Source organism: Blastococcus sp. SYSU DS0616, from assembly GCF_054051015.1.
The window spans coordinates 37410-52548 of sequence record NZ_JBJHAJ010000009.1 but is presented as its reverse complement, the minus strand read 5'-3'; the positions used below and the strand labels follow the sequence as shown (position 1 = coordinate 52548).

Here is a 15139-nt window from a genome sequence, read left to right as displayed (position 1 = left end):
CTGCGGGGGCCGGCAGCGGGTCGTCGAACGGATTCGTCGACAGGTCGACACGTCGACGAGGTGACTCAGACCTCCACGTAGCCGCCGCTGCGCCAGTAGACCCCCGCATCGCGGCTGAGCAGGCCCTCGTCGACCAGGTAGCGGCGCAGCGCGGCGACGTCGGGGTGCCAGACCGCCAGCAGCGCGTTCACCTCGCGCTCGGGGTAGCGGACGCCGGGCTCGAACACGCGCACCAGGTGGTCGAGGACCACCAGCCGCTTGCTGCGCTGGGCGGGGATCGATGTCAGCCGGCCGTCGCGGACGAACGCGGTGAGGACGGCGTCGGCAGCGGGGTCGTCCGACAGCGGCTCCGGTGGCGGCGCGGCCTCCGCCGCGGCGCGGGCGGCTGCCCCGAACCGCTCGGTGCGCAGCGCCAGGGAGTGCCCGTCGCGGGCGACGAGCCCTCCGCGGGCCAGCCGCCGGGCGGCGAGCGCGACCTCCTTCAACGACAGCCCCGACGCCGCGGCCACCTCCTCGATGGTCGTGGCGCCCAGCGCCAGCGCGGCCACGACCTTCAGCCGCACCGGGTCGGCGAGCAGCCCCGCGATCGTCGCTGCGTCCACGCACCCGACGGTATCCGTGCATCGGTGCCCGGTTGCGGGGTAGGACCCCGACCATGGTCAGCCCCATCGACATCCAGAAGGCCCTGTCCGGCATGGACTACCCCGCGGGCAAGGACGACATCGTCAAGCACGCCGAGCAGCACGGTGGCGACAAGGATGTCCTCGACGCGCTGAGGAACATCGAGGACCGCGAGTACGAGGGCCCGAGCGGGGTCAGTTCCGCCGTCTTCGACTGACTCCCCGCTAGGTTGGGTGCCCATGACGTCGGGTCGGGGCTTCTCAGAGGACATGCGGCTGGCACACGTGCTGGCCGACCAGGCCGACTCGATCAGCATGGAGCGGTTCAAGGCGCAGGACCTGACGGTCGACACCAAGCCCGACCTGACCCCGGTCACCGACGCCGACCGGGCGGTCGAGGAGATGCTGCGCATCACGCTGAGCCGGGCACGCACCCGCGACGCGGTGCTGGGCGAGGAGTTCGGCACGACCGGCCACGGGTCCCGCCGCTGGGTGCTCGACCCCATCGACGGCACGAAGAACTTCGTCCGCGGCGTGCCGGTGTGGGCCACGCTGATCGCGCTGTTCGACGGCGACGAACCGGTCGTCGGGCTGGTCTCGGCGCCGGCGCTGAACCGGCGGTGGTGGGCGGCGAAGGACGTCGGCGCCTGGACCGGACGCCGGCTGGAGTCGGCCACCCGCTGCCGCGTGTCGGAGGTCGCCCGGCTCGGTGACGCCAGCCTCAGCTACTCCAGCCTCTCGGGCTGGGAGGAGCGGGGGCAGCTCGACGGCTTCCTCGACCTCACCCGCTCGGTGTGGCGCACGCGTGCCTACGGCGATTTCTGGAGCTACGTCCTCCTGGCCGAGGGGGCGGTGGACATCGCCTGCGAGCCGGAGGTCTCGATCTGGGACCTCGCCGCGCTGGACGTGATCGTGCGCGAGGCCGGCGGCCGGTTCACCGACGTCTCCGGCGCTCCGGGACCGGCCGGCGGGAGCGCCCTGGCGACCAACGGCAAGCTGCACGACGCCGCCCTGGAGCGGCTGGGGGCGGGCGAGACGGTCCACCCGCTGACCTCCGCCCCGCCGGTCCCGCCCTCCTGATCAGCTCCACTGATCAGCACCGCGACGGATCGACCACCGGCCCGGCCTCGCGCACCGGGACGACGTCCACCCCGACACCGCGCGCGGCCAGCAGCGCCGCACCGACGGCCGAGGCGCTGCGCAGGTGCACGACCTGGACCGGGCGCCGCAGGGCGTCGGCGAGCAGCTGCGGCACCGGAGCGGACCGCACCCCGCCACCGGTGAGCACCACCGGGACGTCGTCGTCGGGTGGCTCGAGCAGCCCCGTCGCGGCGGCCACCGCCCCGACGACGCCCTCCACCGCCGCACGCGCCAGGTGCGCCCGGCTGGTTCCCGGGTGCAGCCCGTCCCAGCCGGCGCGGTCCTCCGGTCCGGCGACCCCGCCCCGCTCGCCGGTGAGGAAGGGCCGGAAGACCGCTCCCCCGGCGTCGGGCACCGACGCGGCCGCCGCGAACAGCTCGGCCCAGGACAGGCCCAGGACACCGCACACCCAGGCCCAGGCCGAGCCGCCGTTCTGCAGGGCCGCCATCGCGTACCAGCCGCCCTGCGCGTCGGCGTAGCCGTGCACCAGGGGGTCCACCACCGGACGCGGCGACCAGCCCGGGCGCAGCACCTGCGCACCGGTGCCCAGGTTCACCTGCAGACCGGTGTCCGTGCCCGCCGCCAGCAGGGCCAGCGGGGTGTCCGCCGCGCCGACGACGACCGGCACCTCCCCGACGGGCAGGGCAGCCGCGCCGACCAGCTCCGTGCCGGGGCGAACCGTGGGGAGCAGCCGCGCCGGCACCCCGGCGGCAGCGGTCGCGGCACTCGACCACCCGTCCGCCGGGACGTCCCACAGCAGCGTGCCGGAGGCGTCGCTGCGGTCGGTGACCGGCGAGCCGCCGGGCACGAGCGCGGCCCGCAGCGCGTCCTTGGGCAGCAGGACGGCCGCCGCCCGCCCGAGCACCTCCCGCTCGTGCCGGGCCAGCCAGGCGAGCACCGGCCCGGTCATCCCGGGCACGAGCGGGTTGGCCAGCGCGGCCCGGTCGGCCGTGGCGAGCTGCCGCCAGCCGGCCAGCTCGTCGACCGCGCGGGTGTCCGGCCAGAGCACCGCCGGCCGCAGCGGCGCACCGGCGTCGTCCACCAGGACGGTGCCGTGCATCTGACCCGACAGCCCGAGCGCTCGCACCCGGGAACCCCGCAGGACCGGCGAGAGCTCGTCCAGGGCCGCGTCCAGGGCGCCCCGCCACACCGCCACGTCGATCTCGGCCCGGTCCGGCGCCGGCCGGTCGTACGCGTACGGGGACTCGGCCTCGGCCACGACGGCGCCGTCGTCGCGCAGCACGACCACCTTCAGCCCGCTGGTGCCGAGGTCCGCCCCGAGGAAGAGGCCCGTCCTCACCGGCTGCCGACGGTTCCCAGCGGGCCGGAGCCCGGCATGTCGGCGGCCGCGGTCACGCGGCCGGCTCCGGGCTGTCCCCGTAGGCGTAGCTGCTGTCCACGTACCGCCCGCCGACCGCAGCGCCCGGCGGCGCGATGGCGTCCAGCCGGGCGAGGTCGTCGTCGTCGAGCTGGACCCCGACGGCGGCGACGTTCTCCTCCAGGTAGCGCCGGCGCTTGGTCCCCGGGATGGGGACGACGTCGTGGCCCTGGGCCAGCACCCACGCCAGCGCCAGCTGACCGGGCGCCACGCCCTTCTCCGCGGCGAGCTCGCGGACGGCGTCCACCAGGCGCAGGTTGGCCGCGAACGCCTCCCCGGTGAAGCGGGGGTGGCCCCGCCGCCAGTCGTCGGCGTCGAAGTCCTCCGGACCCCTGATCGCCCCGGTGAGGAACCCCCGGCCCAGCGGGCTGAACGGCACGATGCCGATGCCGTGCTCGCGGGCGACCCCCAGCACCTCTTCCTCCAGGTCGCGTGTCCACAGCGACCACTCGCTCTGGAGCGCGGCGATCGGGTGGACGGTGACGGCGCGCCGGATCGACGCCGCACTCGCCTCGGAGAGGCCCAGGTGACGGACCTTCCCCTCGGTCACCAGCCCGGCCATGGCACCGACGGTGTCCTCGATCGGCACCCGTGGGTCGACCCGGTGCTGGTAGTAGAGGTCGATCACCTCGACGCCCAGCCGACGCAGGCTGGCCTCGGCGCAGGCCCGCACGTTCTCCGGCCGGCCGTCGATGGTCATGCCGCCGTCCGGGCGGCGGGACAGCGAGAACTTGGTCGCCAGCTGCACCTCGTCCCTTCGCCCGGCGATCGCCTCGCCCACCAGCTGCTCGTTGTGGCCGCTGCCGTAGACGTCGGAGGTGTCGAGGAAGGTCACGCCCAGCTCGAGGGCCCGGTGGATGGTCGCGATCGACTCGGCGCGGTCGGCCGGGCCGTACATCTGGCTCATCCCCATGCAGCCCAGGCCGACGCTGGAGACGGTCAGGCCGTCGCGGCCGAGCGTGCGGGTACCGACGGCAGGCGGCGTGGCGGCAGGCATGCCCGCATCCTCGTCCGGGCGTCGCGCCGTCCGCCACTGCTCAGGCGGCGTCCCGCACCCACCCCGACCCGGCAGCGGGAGGTCGCGGGCGGGCGGGCCCCAGCCGCGCGGACGGGACCGCGCCGGCGGGGCGGACCGTCCGCACCCGCGCACCGGCGGACCAGCGCCGGCAGGCACGGTCGGCGAGGCGCCACAGCGTGGGCAGCGTGAGGAGCACCAGCGCCCCGGCGGCCCACCCCGCCAGGACATCGCTGACCCAGTGGGTGCCCAGGTAGACCGTGGTGGCGCCGACCGTGACCGCGAGCACCGCCGCGACGACCGCCGCCAGGCGCCGGTGACGCGTGACGAGGTACGCGACGAGCCCCCACATGACGACGGCGTTGGCGGCGTGCCCCGACGGGAACACCATGCCGTCGGTGAAGACCTCGGCGGCCCCGGGCCGGAGCGCGGCCTCCTCGAGCTGCAACGGGCCGAGCCGCCCGAAGGCGATCTTGGCCGCGCCCACCGTGGCGTTGAGCAGCAGCGTCGCGGCAGCCACCACGAGCAGCGGGCGCGGATCGCGGTCCCGGAGGAACCGCACGGCCAGCCAGCCGCCCAGGACCACCAGGCAGACCATCCGCTGCCCGAGCAGGACCCAGTGCGACAGCAGCGGTTCCCACTCCGGCCAGCGGAGCGCGGGCTGCCAGCGGAGGGCCGCGGCATCCACCGCCACCAGGGGCGATCCGGTGCGGACGGCGACCGCCAGGGCGGCGTAGACGGCGACCAGCACCCCCGCCAGCAGGACCTTGCGGTACCGACGACCGGGGCGCGGCGAGGAGGGCGAGGACCCACCGCCGCCTGGGACCCCCACGGGTCCAGGCTAGGCGGGGCGGCCCGACCGCGCCCCGCGACGACGGCGGCGGCGGGCCGTTCGGCGCGTGCCCCCCACGACGCGCGTACCGAGGCACGTCTCCGCGCCCACGTCCTCACGCACCGTCGCCGGCCGCGGGGAGTTTCCGGGTGCGGGCCGGGGGTAGCCGGGCAGGGCGTCCGGGTGCTCCCACCGCGCTGCACCGGCGCCGGGGCCGCCGCCCGGGCCCGCGCGACGTCACCCCGCCGGACGAACGTCCGAGGACGGACCGACCGAACCGGAGGATCCCATGAGCTCCCACCGCAGCCGGCCCGGCCTGCGCCGCACCGCCCGCGCCCTCGGCCTGGCCAGCACCGGCCTGGGCGTGGTCATGCTGCGCGACCCCGGCGGCGTCGCCCGGCTCTCCGGGGTCGACGACTCCGCCACCGCCCGGTCGCTCATCCCCGCCGTGGGGGCCCGCGAGCTGGTGCACGCCGTGGGGTTGCTGGCCGGCCGGCCGGGCTGGGCCTGGACCCGCGTGGCCGGCGACGCGATGGACCTCACCGCTCTGGGCATCGCCCTGTCGCACCGCGAGGGCGACCGCCACCGGCGGCTCCGCAACGCCACGATCGCCGTCGCCGGGCTGGCCGCGCTCGACCTGCTCACGGCGGTGCGGTCGGCGCGGCAGGGCGGCCGCAGCGCCGCGCGGGAGCTGCTGCCCGCCTCCCCGCCCTGGACGAGCGCGATCGACGTCTCGGCGGCCGCCACGGTGAACAAGCCGCCGCAGGAGGTCTACGCCCGCTGGCACGACTTCTCCCGGCTGCCGGAGTTCATGGCCCACGTGCGCGAGGTCCGCCCCGCCGGCATCGGGCGCTGGCACTGGGTCGCCGAGGCACCGGGCCGGCGCACCGTGGCGTGGGACGCCGAGGTGGTCGAGGAATCCCCGGGCGAGCGGATCCGCTGGCGGTCGCTGCCCGGGGCCGACATCGAGAACGCCGGGGTGGTCGAGTTCCGTCCCGCCCCCGGCGGCCAGGGCACCGAGGTGCGGGTCCGGCTGGCCTACGCGCAGCCGGCCGGGAAGCTGGGCAAGGCGGTCGCGAAGCTCTTCGGCGAGGCCCCCGACCAGCAGATCCGCGACGACCTCGCCCGCTTCAAGCAGATCCTCGAGACCGGACAGGTGGTCCGCTCCGAGGGCACGCCCGAGGGCCCGCTGGCCCGCCGGATGGCCAAGCAGCAGCCCGCCGCACCCCGCTCCTGATCCCGCCCCGTCTCCGGAAGGACACCCCCGTGCGCGCCACCCAGTGGATGGGCAAGAACCACGTCGAGGTCAACGAGGTCCCCGACCCGCAGCTCCTCAACGACCGGGACGCGATCGTGAAGGTCACCTCCACCGCCATCTGCGGCTCCGACCTGCACCTCTACGACGGCTTCATCCCGACGATGAAGAAGGGCGACATCCTCGGCCACGAGTTCATGGGCGAGATCGTCGAGGTCGGCAAGGGCGTGTCGAACCTCCGGGTCGGCGACCGGGTCGTCGTCCCGTTCCCCATCGCCTGCGGCGCCTGCAATGCCTGCGAGCGCGGGCTCTTCTCCGTCTGCGAGAACTCGAACCCGAACGCCGGGATGGCCGAGAAGCTGTGGGGCCACTCCCCCTGCGGGATCTACGGCTACTCCCACCTGGTCGGCGGGTACCCCGGCGGCCAGGCCGAGTACGCCCGCGTGCCGTTCGCCGACGTCGGCCCGCTGAAGGTCGAGGACGACCTGACCGACGAGCAGGTGCTGTTCCTGACCGACATCTTCCCGACCGGCTACATGGGCGCGGAGATGTGCGACATCTCCGGCGGCGACGTCGTCGCGGTCTGGGGCGCCGGGCCGGTCGGGTTGTTCGCGGTCGCGAGCGCGAAGATGCTCGGGGCCGAGCGGATCATCGCCATCGACCGGTTCGACTACCGGCTGGCGAAGGCGCGGGAGGCGGGCGCCACCGACGTCCTCAACTACGAGGAGGTCGACGTCCTCGACGCGCTCAACGAGCTCACCGCGGGCCGCGGACCCGACGGGTGCATCGACGCCGCCGGGCTGGAGGCCACCCACCCGACCGCCGTGGTGGACGCCTACGACCGGGCCAAGACCGCGGTCATGGCCGAGACCGAGCGGCCGCACGCGCTGCGGGAGGCGATCATGGCCTGCCGCAACGGGGGCACGGTCGCCATCATCGGCGTCTACGGCGGGCTCATGGACAAGTTCCCGGTCGGCTCGCTGATGAACCGGTCGCTGACCGTGCGGACCGGCCAGGCGCACGTCCACCGCTACCTGAAGCCGCTCTACGAGAAGATCCGCGACGGCGAGATCGACCCGACGTTCCTGATCTCCCACACGCTGCCGCTGGAGCAGGCGCCGCAGGGCTACCGGATGTTCCGGGACAAGGAGGACGACTGCACCAAGGTCGTCCTCAAGCCCTGACCGTCCATCTGCTGAGATGATCACGACCGGGCACGGCGACGGAGCCGCGCCCTGGTGGAAGGAGGGCGCCACCGTGCAGTACGCCGAGTCCGTCGTCGACCTGGTCGGCAACACCCCGCTGGTCAAGCTGTCGTCGGTGACCCGCCACCTGGGCCCCGACGCGCCGCTGGTGCTGGCCAAGGTCGAGTACCTCAACCCCGGCGGCTCGGTGAAAGACCGGATCGCCGTGCGCATGGTCGACGCGGCGGAGGCCGACGGCCTGCTGAAGCCGGGCGGGACGATCGTCGAGCCGACCAGCGGCAACACCGGCATCGGCCTGGCCCTGGTTGCCCAGCAGCGGGGCTACCGCTGCATCTTCGTCTGCCCCGACAAGGTCGGGCAGGAGAAGATCAACGTGCTCAAGGCCTACGGCGCCGAGGTGGTCGTCTGCCCGACCGCCGTGGACCCGGCCGACCCGCGGTCGTACTACTCGGTCTCCGACCGGCTCAGCCGGGAGACCCCCGGCGCGTGGAAGCCCGACCAGTACTCCAACCCCAACAACCCGCGCTCGCACTACGAGACGACCGGCCCGGAGATCTGGGCGCAGACCGAGGGCCGGATCACCCACTTCGTCACCGGCGCGGGGACCGGCGGGACGATCAGCGGCGTCGGCCGCTACCTCAAGGAGGCCTCCGGCGGCCGGGTGCAGGTCATCGGCGCCGACCCCGAGGGCTCGGTGTACTCCGGCGGCACCGGCCGCCCCTACCTCGTCGAGGGCGTCGGCGAGGACTTCTGGCCGACGACCTACGACCCGGCCGTCGCCGACGAGATCGTCGCGGTCTCCGACGGCGACTCCTTCGCCATGACCCGCCGGCTGGCCCGCGAGGAGGGGCTGCTGGTCGGCGGCTCCTGCGGGATGGCGGTGGTGGCGGCGCTGCGCGTGGCCGAGCGCCTGACGAAGGACGACGTCCTGGTCGTGCTGCTGCCCGACGGCGGCCGCGGCTACCTGAACAAGATCTTCAACGACGCGTGGATGGCCGACTACGGCTTCGTCGAGGCCACCGGCGGCGAGACCGTCGGCGAGCTGCTGCACAGCAAGTCCGGCGAGACGCCGACCCTGGTGCACACCCACCCGAACGAGACCGTGCGCGACGCCATCGACATCCTCCGCGAGTACGGGGTCAGCCAGCTGCCGGTGGTCCGGGCGGAGCCACCGGTCACCGCCGGGGAGGTCGTCGGCTCGATCGACGAGAAGACGCTGCTCGACGCGCTCTTCGCCGGCCGGGCCTCGCTCGCCGACCGGGTGGAGAAGCACATGTCGCCCCCGCTGCCGATCGTCGGCTCCGGGGAGGCGGTCAGCGCCGCCGTCGCCCAGCTCGGCTCGGCGGACGCGCTGCTGGTCCACGTCGACGGCAAACCGGCCGGTGTGGTCACCCGACAGGACGTGCTCGGGCACCTGGCCGGCATCACGCCTACGGTCGGCGCATGAGCGAGCTCCCGGGCTTCAACACCCGCGCCATCCACGCCGGGCAGGACCCCGACCCGGCCACCGGCGCGGTCATCCCCCCGCTGCACCTCACCACCACCTACAAGCAGGACGGCGTCGGTGGGCTGCGCGGCGGCTACGAGTACAGCCGCAGCGGCAACCCGACCCGCGACACGCTGCACGCCGCACTGGCCGCGCTGGAGGAGGGCACGACGGCGCTGGCGTTCGCGTCGGGGCTCGCCGCCGAGGACACCCTGCTGCGCACCACCTGCCGGGCCGGCGACCACGTCGTCCTGGGTGGCGACGCGTACGGCGGCACGTTCCGGCTGATCTCCCGGGTGCTGTCGGAGTGGGGCCTGGAGCACACGCCGGTCGACCTCGCCGACCCCGACGCGCTGCGCGCCGCGATCCGGCCCACGACGCGGGTGGTCTGGTGCGAGACGCCCAGCAACCCGCTGCTGAACATCACCGACATCGAGGCGGCGGCTGCGATCGCGCACGAGGCCGGCGCGCTGCTCGTCGTCGACAACACCTTCGCCTCGCCCTACCTGCAGCGGCCGCTGACCCTCGGCGCCGACGTCGTCGTGCACTCAACGACGAAGTACCTCGGCGGGCACTCCGACGTCGTCGGGGGCGCGCTCGTCACCCGGGACGCCGCACTCGGCGAGCAGCTGGCCTACAACCACAACGCGATGGGGGCGGTCGCCGGCCCGTTCGACTCGTGGATGGTGCTGCGCAGCCTCAAGACACTCGGCGTCCGGATGGACCGGCACTGCGCCAACGCCGCCCGGATCGCCGAGTTCCTCGCCGGCCGGCCCGAGGTCACCTCCGTGCTCTACCCGGGCCTGCCAAACCACCCGGGCCACGAGATCGCAGCGAAGCAGATGTCCGGCTTCGGCGGGATGATCTCGTTCCGGCTCCGCGACGGCGAGGACGCGGCGCTGACGGTGTGCGAGCGGACGAAGCTCTTCACGCTGGCGGAGTCGCTCGGCGGGGTCGAGTCGCTGATCGAGCACCCGGGCCGGATGACCCACGCCAGCGCCGCCGGCTCGCCGCTGGAGGTGCCCGCCGACCTCGTGCGGCTCTCGGTCGGAATCGAGGACGTGGACGACCTGCTCGCCGACCTCGAGCAGGCCATGACCTCGTGATCCTCCGGATCACACCGCGGCCACGTGCCGTCCCCCGCTCGCGCTGAGCCGCTGCGTCGTTCCTCGCGGGAGCCTCCGGCCCCCACTCGTCACGACCGGCACTCACCTCGGGAGGGTCAGGATCCTGGGCCCGTCCTCGGTGACGGCGACCGTGTGCTCGACGTGCGCGGCGCGGCTGCCGTCGGCGCTGCGCAGGGTCCAGCCGTCGGCGTCCACCCGGTAGTCGTCGCTGCCGCCGGCGAGGAACCACGGCTCGATGGCGATCACCAGCCCGGGACGCAGCGGCACCCCCCGCCCGGCGCGGCCCTCGTTGGGCACGGACGGCGCCTCGTGCATGCTCCGGCCGACCCCGTGGCCGCCCTGGTCGGTGTTGATCCCGCAGCCGCCGGCCCGGCCGACGGCGCCGATGGCGGCGGAGATGTCGCCGACCCGGTTGCCGACGACGGCCGCCGCGATGCCCGCGGCGAGCGCGCGCTCGGTGGTGGCCACGAGTTCGAGGTCCTCGGGCCGCGGGGTGCCCACCGGGAAGGTGATGGCCGCGTCCCCGACCCAACCGTCCAGGACGGCGCCGGCGTCCACGCTCAACAGGTCGCCGTCCTCCAGCACCTGCGGTGTCGGGATCCCGTGCAGGGCCACGTCGTTCACCGACAGGCAGACGACGCCGGGGAACGGCGGGGTGGTGGACAGCGGCGCGTAGCCGAGGAACGGCGAAGTGGCGCCGGCGTCGGCCAGGACGTCGCGGGCGACGGCGTCCAGCTGGCTCAGCCGCACGCCCGGCGCGGCGAGCGCCCGCACCGCCGCGTGCATGTCGGCGACGACCGCGCCGGCGGCCCGCATGGCATCCAGCTCACCGGGGGTGCGCAGCTCGATCAACGGTTCTCCTCGTGCGGGTCGGCCGTCAGCACTGTCGTGTAGTGCTCGACGACGGGGAACGGGTCGTAGAAGGGGTGCAGCAGCGCCCGCCACTCCTGGTAGGCCGGCGAGCCGCGGAACCCCTCGGTGTGGTCCTCGAGACGGTCCCACTCCACCAGCAGCAGGTAGCCGGTACCCCGTTCCAGGCAGCGGGACAGCCGCAACCCCCGGAACCCGGGGATCGACGCGATGAGGTGCCGGGCCCGCGCGAACGCGGCCTCGAACGCCGCCTGCTCGCCGTCCCGGACGGTCAACGGTGCATGTTCGAGGACCACGGCGGCACGGTACGGGAGGCAGGTGCTCCCCCCTCGCGTCAGCGTCGTCATCGCCACCCGGGACCGCCGCGAGTCGCTGCTGCGGTCGCTCGGCCGGCTGGACCGCGACGGGGTGCCGGTCGTGGTCGTGGACAACGCGTCGACCGACGGCACGGCGCAGGCGGTGCGCGAGCTGCACCCCGCCGTGCAGGTGGTCGAGCTGCCCGTGAACCGCGGGGCGGTGGCGCGCACCACCGGCGTCGAGCGGGTCGCCACGCCCTACGTCGCGTTCGCCGATGACGACTCGTGGTGGGCGCCCGGTGCCCTCGACCGGGCGGCGGACCTGCTGGACGCCCACCCCGGCGTCGCCGTCGTCGCGGCGCAGGTCCGGATGGCCGCCGACGGGTCGGTCGACGCGGTCACGCGCAAGCACCGGGCCGCCGTGCTGGGCACGACGCCGGGCGCCCCCGGCCCCGACGTGCTCAGCTACCCGGCGTTCGCCACCGTGGTCCGCCGCGACGCGTACCTGTCGGTCGGCGGCTTCTCGCCGCTGCTGTTCTTCGGCGGGGAGGAGCACCTGCTGGCGCTCGACCTCGCCGCGGCCGGGTGGCAGCAGGTCTACGCCGACGACGTCGTCGCCTGGCACGACCCCGCCGGGCCGGCCACCGTGTCCGCCGATCGCTGGGCGCTGCAGACGCGCAACGACCTGCTGGTGGACTGGCTGCGCCGGCCGCTCCCGGTGGCGCTGGCCGCCACCGCCCGGCTGGCCCGGCGGGCGGTGACCGAGCCGGCCGCCCGGCGAGCGCTCCTGGGGTGGGTGCGCCGGCTACCGGCCGTGCTGCGCCGACGCCGACCGGTCCCTCCGGCCGTCGAGCGCCGGTTCAGCCGTGCGCAGCGCCCGCTGGACGCCCCAGCTGCGCGCTGAACCACCGCCGCGCCTCCTCGATCCCGGCGGCCCCCCGGAGGCGCGACCGGGTCACCGCGTCGGCGAGGTCACCGGACAGGCAACGGGCGAGCGCCTCGTCCAGGGACTCGGCGGTGACCTCCTCCGCGTCCAGCACCAGCGGCCAGTCCAGTGCCCGCGCCTGCCCGGTCACCTTGGCGCCGCCGGCGATCGGGTCGCAGGCGATGACCGGGCGGTCGTTCTTGAGACCGAGGACCAGGCCGTGCAGCCGCATGCTCACGACGGCGTCCGCACGCCGGAGCAGCGCCTCGACCTGCGCCGGTCGCCGCGGGTGGGGCTTGTCGAAGAGGTCGGTGTCGATGGGGAACCAGGGCAGGGCGCGCGCAGCCAGCCACTCCTCGATCACGCCGCGGACGCGGTCGGCCCGGCTGCGGTCGCCGTACTCGCCCTGCACGGGCGCGAACGCCACCGCCAGCACCGGCGCCTCCGGTGCCGGGCCCTCCACCGCGAGATCGGGCCGGGTGATGTCCGGGGCGTCCCGCTCCCAGACCTCGTCGAACATCGACCGCACGGCGTCGTCGACGACGGAGACGTTGACCGCCAGCCGCCGGGCGGTGGCGAAGGTCGCCGTCAGCTCCCGGAGCGGAGCGAGGTCCCTCCCCACCGGTCCCGTGGTGAAGACCAGGTGCGTGTAGTCCGCCGGGTCGACATCGCGCCAGTGCACGCCCCGCCCCAGGTAGGGCGCCCACGCCACGTCGTGGTCGATGCCCAGCTCGGTCAGCCACCCGGCGACGGCGTCGGCCCCCAGTTCGTCGCCGACGGTGGCGATCACCTCGTCGAAGCTGAACCATCCCGCCACCAGAACACGCACGACGTCCAGCCTCGCAGCCGGACGTCGCCCGGGCATCCGGAGGAAAGGAGATCCTCGCCCCCGTCCCGCGCCTCAGCGGTCGGTGTCGGCCACCAGGTCGGCGTAGTCGGGGTGCCGCTCGATCCAGCCGGCGACGAACGAGCAGCGCGGCACCACGGCACCGCCCCGCGAGCGCACCTCGTCGAGGGCGGCGCGGACGAGGGTGCTGCCCAGCCCGGACTGCCCGGCGTCGGGGTCGATCTCGGTGTGGGTGAACACGAGGGTGTCGCCGCGGCGCTCGTAGGCGGCCACGCCCAGCACGCGGTCGCCGTCGCGGATCTCGAACCGGTCGGACTCGGGGACGTCGGTGACGGTGGTCTCCATGTCAGCGGTCAACCGGCCGCGGTGGCCGGCTGTTCCTCGACCAGCTGCAAGGCGCGGGTCGGGCACTGCCGCACCGCCTCCTCGGCGTCGCGGAGCTCGCCGCCTTCCGGGTGCGGGCGCAGCACCGTCACCGTCCCCTCGTCGCCGACCTCGAAGAGGTCCGGCGCGAGGGCCTCGCAGGCGCCGGCGCCCACGCAGCGCTCCAGGTCTGCCGCCAGCCGGCTCATCAGCTCCCCGCCAGCCGGGCCGGGAGCCGCTTGAGCCCGTTGACGAACGAGGACCGCAGCCGGTCCGGCGGACCGGTGATCTCCAGGTCCGGCAGCTGCTCGAACACCCGGGCGAAGGTGATGGCCAGCTCGCGCCGGGCCAGGTGGGCGCCCAGGCAGAAGTGCGGCCCCTTCGACCCGAAGCCGACGTGCGGGTTGGGGTCGCGCCCCAGGTCGAAGCGGTGCGGCTCGGCGAACACCTCGGGGTCGCGGTTGGCGGCGGCGTAGAAGAGCAGGAACTTGTCACCGGCGGCGAACCGGTAGCCGTTGAGCTCCCCGTCGCGGGTCGCGGTACGGCGCATCCAGGTGATCGGGCTGGTCCAGCGCACGATCTCCTCGACGGCCGTGCGGGTGAGCCCCGGATCGGCGAGCCAGCGGGCCCGCTGGTCCGGGTGCTCCTGCAGCGCCAGCAGCCCCTGCGAGATGGCGTTGCGGGTGGTCTCGTTGCCCGCGACCAGCAGCAGGATGAAGAACGAGGCGATCTCCTGGTGGGTCAGGCGCTCGCCGTCGACGTCGGTGGTGACCAGGGCCGTGGTGAGGTCGTCGGTGGGCCGCGCCACCCGCTCGGCGGCCAGGCGCTCCATGAGCCCGGCCAGTTCGATGCCGGCCATGAGCACCCCGGTGAGCGGGTCCTCCTCGTTCTCCACGAGCTCCGGGTCACCGCCGGAGAGGATGACGTTGGACTTCGCCAGCACCATCGCCCGGTCCGCCTCGGGGATGCCCATCATGTCGCAGATGACCCGCAGCGGGATGGGTGCGGCGAGGTCGGCCACGACGTCGAACGTGCCGTCCCCCGCGGCCGCCTTCCGCCGCACCTCGGCCAGGACGTCGTCGACGATCCCGGCCACGGAGTCCACCACGCGCTCGAGCATCCGCGGGGTGAACGTCTTCGCCACGATCCGGCGGATCTTGGCGTGCCGCGGGTCGTCCATGCTGATCAGCGAGCCGTAGAACTCGTTCAGGTCAGCCGGGATGTCCTGGATGGAGACCGCGCCCTCCCCCGAGCAGAAGACGGCCGGCTGGCAGCTGATCGCCTCCAGGTCGGCGTAGCGGGTGACCGCGTGGTAGCCGGGACCGCTCGGCATGTTCGGGATCTCCGGCTCGGCGAAGAACGCGAACGGTCGCTCGGCCCGGAGCCGGTCGAAGACGGCGTGGCGCTCGGCCGGGGGGCGCAGCCAGAAGTCGCGGTCGGACAGGTCGATGCCGAGGTCGGCGGCGCCCGCCTTGCGCGAGGGCGGCACGGTTCCCGGTGCTGGTGCGGCGTCGACGGACACGAGCGGTCCTCCCTGGGCGGCGGTCGTGCCCCGCACGCTAGAGAGAATCGGGGTGACACACAACACACTGCCGCGGGATGCCACGGGCCTGACGCACGGAGGCCCGGTCACCTGCGTGACCGGGCCTCCGTCGTGGTAGCGGGGACAGGATTCGAACCTGCGACCTCTGGGTTATGAGCCCAGCGAGCTACCGAGCTGCTCCACCCCGCGTCGGTGATCCCTACAGTACACCTGCCGGGCACCGGAGTCACACCTGCC

At 74.6% G+C, this 15139-nt stretch carries 17 protein-coding genes and 1 tRNA gene; 7 read left to right on the top strand and 11 right to left on the bottom strand.

Annotation, left to right across the window (positions count from 1 at the left end; genetic code table 11):
- Nucleotides 1-65: 65 nt before the first annotated feature.
- On the bottom strand, nucleotides 66-602 hold the full coding sequence (locus ACI79K_RS08895) for a DUF2087 domain-containing protein (RefSeq protein WP_456589281.1): 537 nt from the start codon (nucleotides 600-602) through the stop codon (nucleotides 66-68).
- A gap of 53 nt (nucleotides 603-655) precedes the next feature.
- On the opposite strand from ACI79K_RS08895, the gene ACI79K_RS08890 reads away from it, so the two are divergent.
- Both ACI79K_RS08890 and hisN read left to right on the top strand, forming a co-directional pair.
- Nucleotides 656-838 (top strand): DUF2795 domain-containing protein, encoded by a 183-nt coding sequence (locus ACI79K_RS08890; protein WP_456589282.1) that lies wholly within the window; start codon nucleotides 656-658, stop codon nucleotides 836-838.
- Between the two features lie 22 nt (nucleotides 839-860).
- Nucleotides 861-1700: a histidinol-phosphatase gene (gene hisN, locus ACI79K_RS08885; protein WP_456589283.1), complete on the top strand. Its 840-nt coding sequence runs from the start codon at nucleotides 861-863 to the stop codon at nucleotides 1698-1700.
- Nucleotides 1701-1713: 13 nt separating this feature from the next.
- Here hisN and ACI79K_RS08880 read toward each other — a convergent pair whose 3' ends face one another.
- From ACI79K_RS08880 to ACI79K_RS08870, 3 genes are read right to left on the bottom strand one after another with little or no spacing between them, the layout of a single operon-like run.
- A complete protein-coding gene (locus ACI79K_RS08880) occupies nucleotides 1714-3060 on the bottom strand; it encodes an FGGY family carbohydrate kinase (RefSeq protein WP_456599532.1) in 1347 nt (448 codons plus the stop codon).
- Between the two features lie 52 nt (nucleotides 3061-3112).
- Nucleotides 3113-4135 carry an aldo/keto reductase gene (locus ACI79K_RS08875; RefSeq protein ID WP_456589285.1) on the bottom strand — a complete coding sequence of 341 codons (1023 nt, stop codon included), beginning with the start codon at nucleotides 4133-4135 and terminating at the stop codon, nucleotides 3113-3115.
- A 40-nt stretch (nucleotides 4136-4175) separates the two neighbouring features.
- Nucleotides 4176-4985 (bottom strand): phosphatase PAP2 family protein, encoded by an 810-nt coding sequence (locus ACI79K_RS08870; protein WP_456599531.1) that lies wholly within the window; start codon nucleotides 4983-4985, stop codon nucleotides 4176-4178.
- A gap of 289 nt (nucleotides 4986-5274) precedes the next feature.
- Here ACI79K_RS08870 and ACI79K_RS08865 point away from each other — a divergent pair, with 289 nt between their 5' ends.
- The 4 genes from ACI79K_RS08865 to ACI79K_RS08850 are packed head-to-tail and all read left to right on the top strand — an operon-like array spanning nucleotide 5275 to nucleotide 10037.
- The gene (locus tag ACI79K_RS08865; RefSeq protein WP_456599530.1) at nucleotides 5275-6222 is read left to right on the top strand and encodes an SRPBCC family protein; all 948 of its coding nucleotides are present in this window, start codon (nucleotides 5275-5277) and stop codon (nucleotides 6220-6222) included.
- Nucleotides 6223-6251: 29 nt separating this feature from the next.
- Nucleotides 6252-7424 carry a zinc-dependent alcohol dehydrogenase gene (locus ACI79K_RS08860; protein ID WP_456599529.1) on the top strand — a complete coding sequence of 391 codons (1173 nt, stop codon included), beginning with the start codon at nucleotides 6252-6254 and terminating at the stop codon, nucleotides 7422-7424.
- A 16-nt stretch (nucleotides 7425-7440) separates the two neighbouring features.
- Complete coding sequence (locus ACI79K_RS08855; RefSeq protein ID WP_456599528.1) at nucleotides 7441-8892, top strand: cystathionine beta-synthase; 1452 nt, start codon at nucleotides 7441-7443, stop codon at nucleotides 8890-8892.
- A complete protein-coding gene (locus ACI79K_RS08850; RefSeq protein ID WP_456599527.1) occupies nucleotides 8889-10037 on the top strand; it encodes a cystathionine gamma-synthase in 1149 nt (382 codons plus the stop codon). Before ACI79K_RS08855 ends, ACI79K_RS08850 begins: the two co-directional genes overlap by 4 nt.
- A 102-nt stretch (nucleotides 10038-10139) precedes the next feature.
- On the opposite strand, the gene map is transcribed toward ACI79K_RS08850, so the two are convergent.
- Nucleotides 10140-10910 carry a type I methionyl aminopeptidase gene (gene map / locus ACI79K_RS08845; protein ID WP_456589291.1) on the bottom strand — a complete coding sequence of 257 codons (771 nt, stop codon included), beginning with the start codon at nucleotides 10908-10910 and terminating at the stop codon, nucleotides 10140-10142.
- Nucleotides 10907-11224, bottom strand: coding sequence for an antibiotic biosynthesis monooxygenase family protein (locus ACI79K_RS08840; RefSeq protein ID WP_456589292.1), 318 nt, complete (start codon nucleotides 11222-11224; stop codon nucleotides 10907-10909). Before ACI79K_RS08840 ends, map begins: the two co-directional genes overlap by 4 nt.
- A gap of 22 nt (nucleotides 11225-11246) precedes the next feature.
- Between ACI79K_RS08840 and ACI79K_RS08835 the strand changes: the two genes are divergently transcribed.
- Nucleotides 11247-12128 (top strand): glycosyltransferase family 2 protein, encoded by an 882-nt coding sequence (locus tag ACI79K_RS08835; protein ID WP_456597154.1) that lies wholly within the window; start codon nucleotides 11247-11249, stop codon nucleotides 12126-12128.
- On the opposite strand, the gene ACI79K_RS08830 is transcribed toward ACI79K_RS08835, so the two are convergent.
- From ACI79K_RS08830 to ACI79K_RS08810, 5 genes are all read right to left on the bottom strand, one after another.
- On the bottom strand, nucleotides 12085-12978 hold the full coding sequence (locus ACI79K_RS08830) for a polysaccharide pyruvyl transferase family protein (protein WP_456589294.1): 894 nt from the start codon (nucleotides 12976-12978) through the stop codon (nucleotides 12085-12087). The genes ACI79K_RS08835 and ACI79K_RS08830 overlap by 44 nt on opposite strands.
- 72 nt (nucleotides 12979-13050) lie before the next feature.
- A complete protein-coding gene (locus ACI79K_RS08825; RefSeq protein ID WP_456589295.1) occupies nucleotides 13051-13341 on the bottom strand; it encodes a GNAT family N-acetyltransferase in 291 nt (96 codons plus the stop codon).
- An 8-nt stretch (nucleotides 13342-13349) separates the two neighbouring features.
- The gene (locus ACI79K_RS08820; RefSeq protein ID WP_456589296.1) at nucleotides 13350-13568 is read right to left on the bottom strand and encodes a ferredoxin; all 219 of its coding nucleotides are present in this window, start codon (nucleotides 13566-13568) and stop codon (nucleotides 13350-13352) included.
- Nucleotides 13568-14881, bottom strand: a complete 1314-nt coding sequence (locus ACI79K_RS08815; protein WP_456589297.1) for a cytochrome P450 — start codon at nucleotides 14879-14881, stop codon at nucleotides 13568-13570. The genes ACI79K_RS08820 and ACI79K_RS08815 overlap by 1 nt, the downstream gene beginning before the upstream one ends.
- Nucleotides 14882-15014: 133 nt before the next feature.
- Nucleotides 15015-15091 (bottom strand) — tRNA-Met (locus ACI79K_RS08810).
- Between the last annotated feature and the right edge of the window lie 48 nt (nucleotides 15092-15139).

Coding starts and splice junctions, on each gene's coding strand:
- ACI79K_RS08890 (WP_456589282.1), top strand. CDS start 656: ATGGTCAGCCCCATCGACATCCAGAAGGCCCTGTCCGGCATGGACTAC.
- hisN (WP_456589283.1), top strand. CDS start 861: ATGACGTCGGGTCGGGGCTTCTCAGAGGACATGCGGCTGGCACACGTG.
- ACI79K_RS08875 (WP_456589285.1), bottom strand. CDS start 4,135: ATGCCTGCCGCCACGCCGCCTGCCGTCGGTACCCGCACGCTCGGCCGC.
- ACI79K_RS08865 (WP_456599530.1), top strand. CDS start 5,275: ATGAGCTCCCACCGCAGCCGGCCCGGCCTGCGCCGCACCGCCCGCGCC.
- ACI79K_RS08855 (WP_456599528.1), top strand. CDS start 7,441: ATGATCACGACCGGGCACGGCGACGGAGCCGCGCCCTGGTGGAAGGAG.
- ACI79K_RS08850 (WP_456599527.1), top strand. CDS start 8,889: ATGAGCGAGCTCCCGGGCTTCAACACCCGCGCCATCCACGCCGGGCAG.
- ACI79K_RS08825 (WP_456589295.1), bottom strand. CDS start 13,341: ATGGAGACCACCGTCACCGACGTCCCCGAGTCCGACCGGTTCGAGATC.
- ACI79K_RS08820 (WP_456589296.1), bottom strand. CDS start 13,568: ATGAGCCGGCTGGCGGCAGACCTGGAGCGCTGCGTGGGCGCCGGCGCC.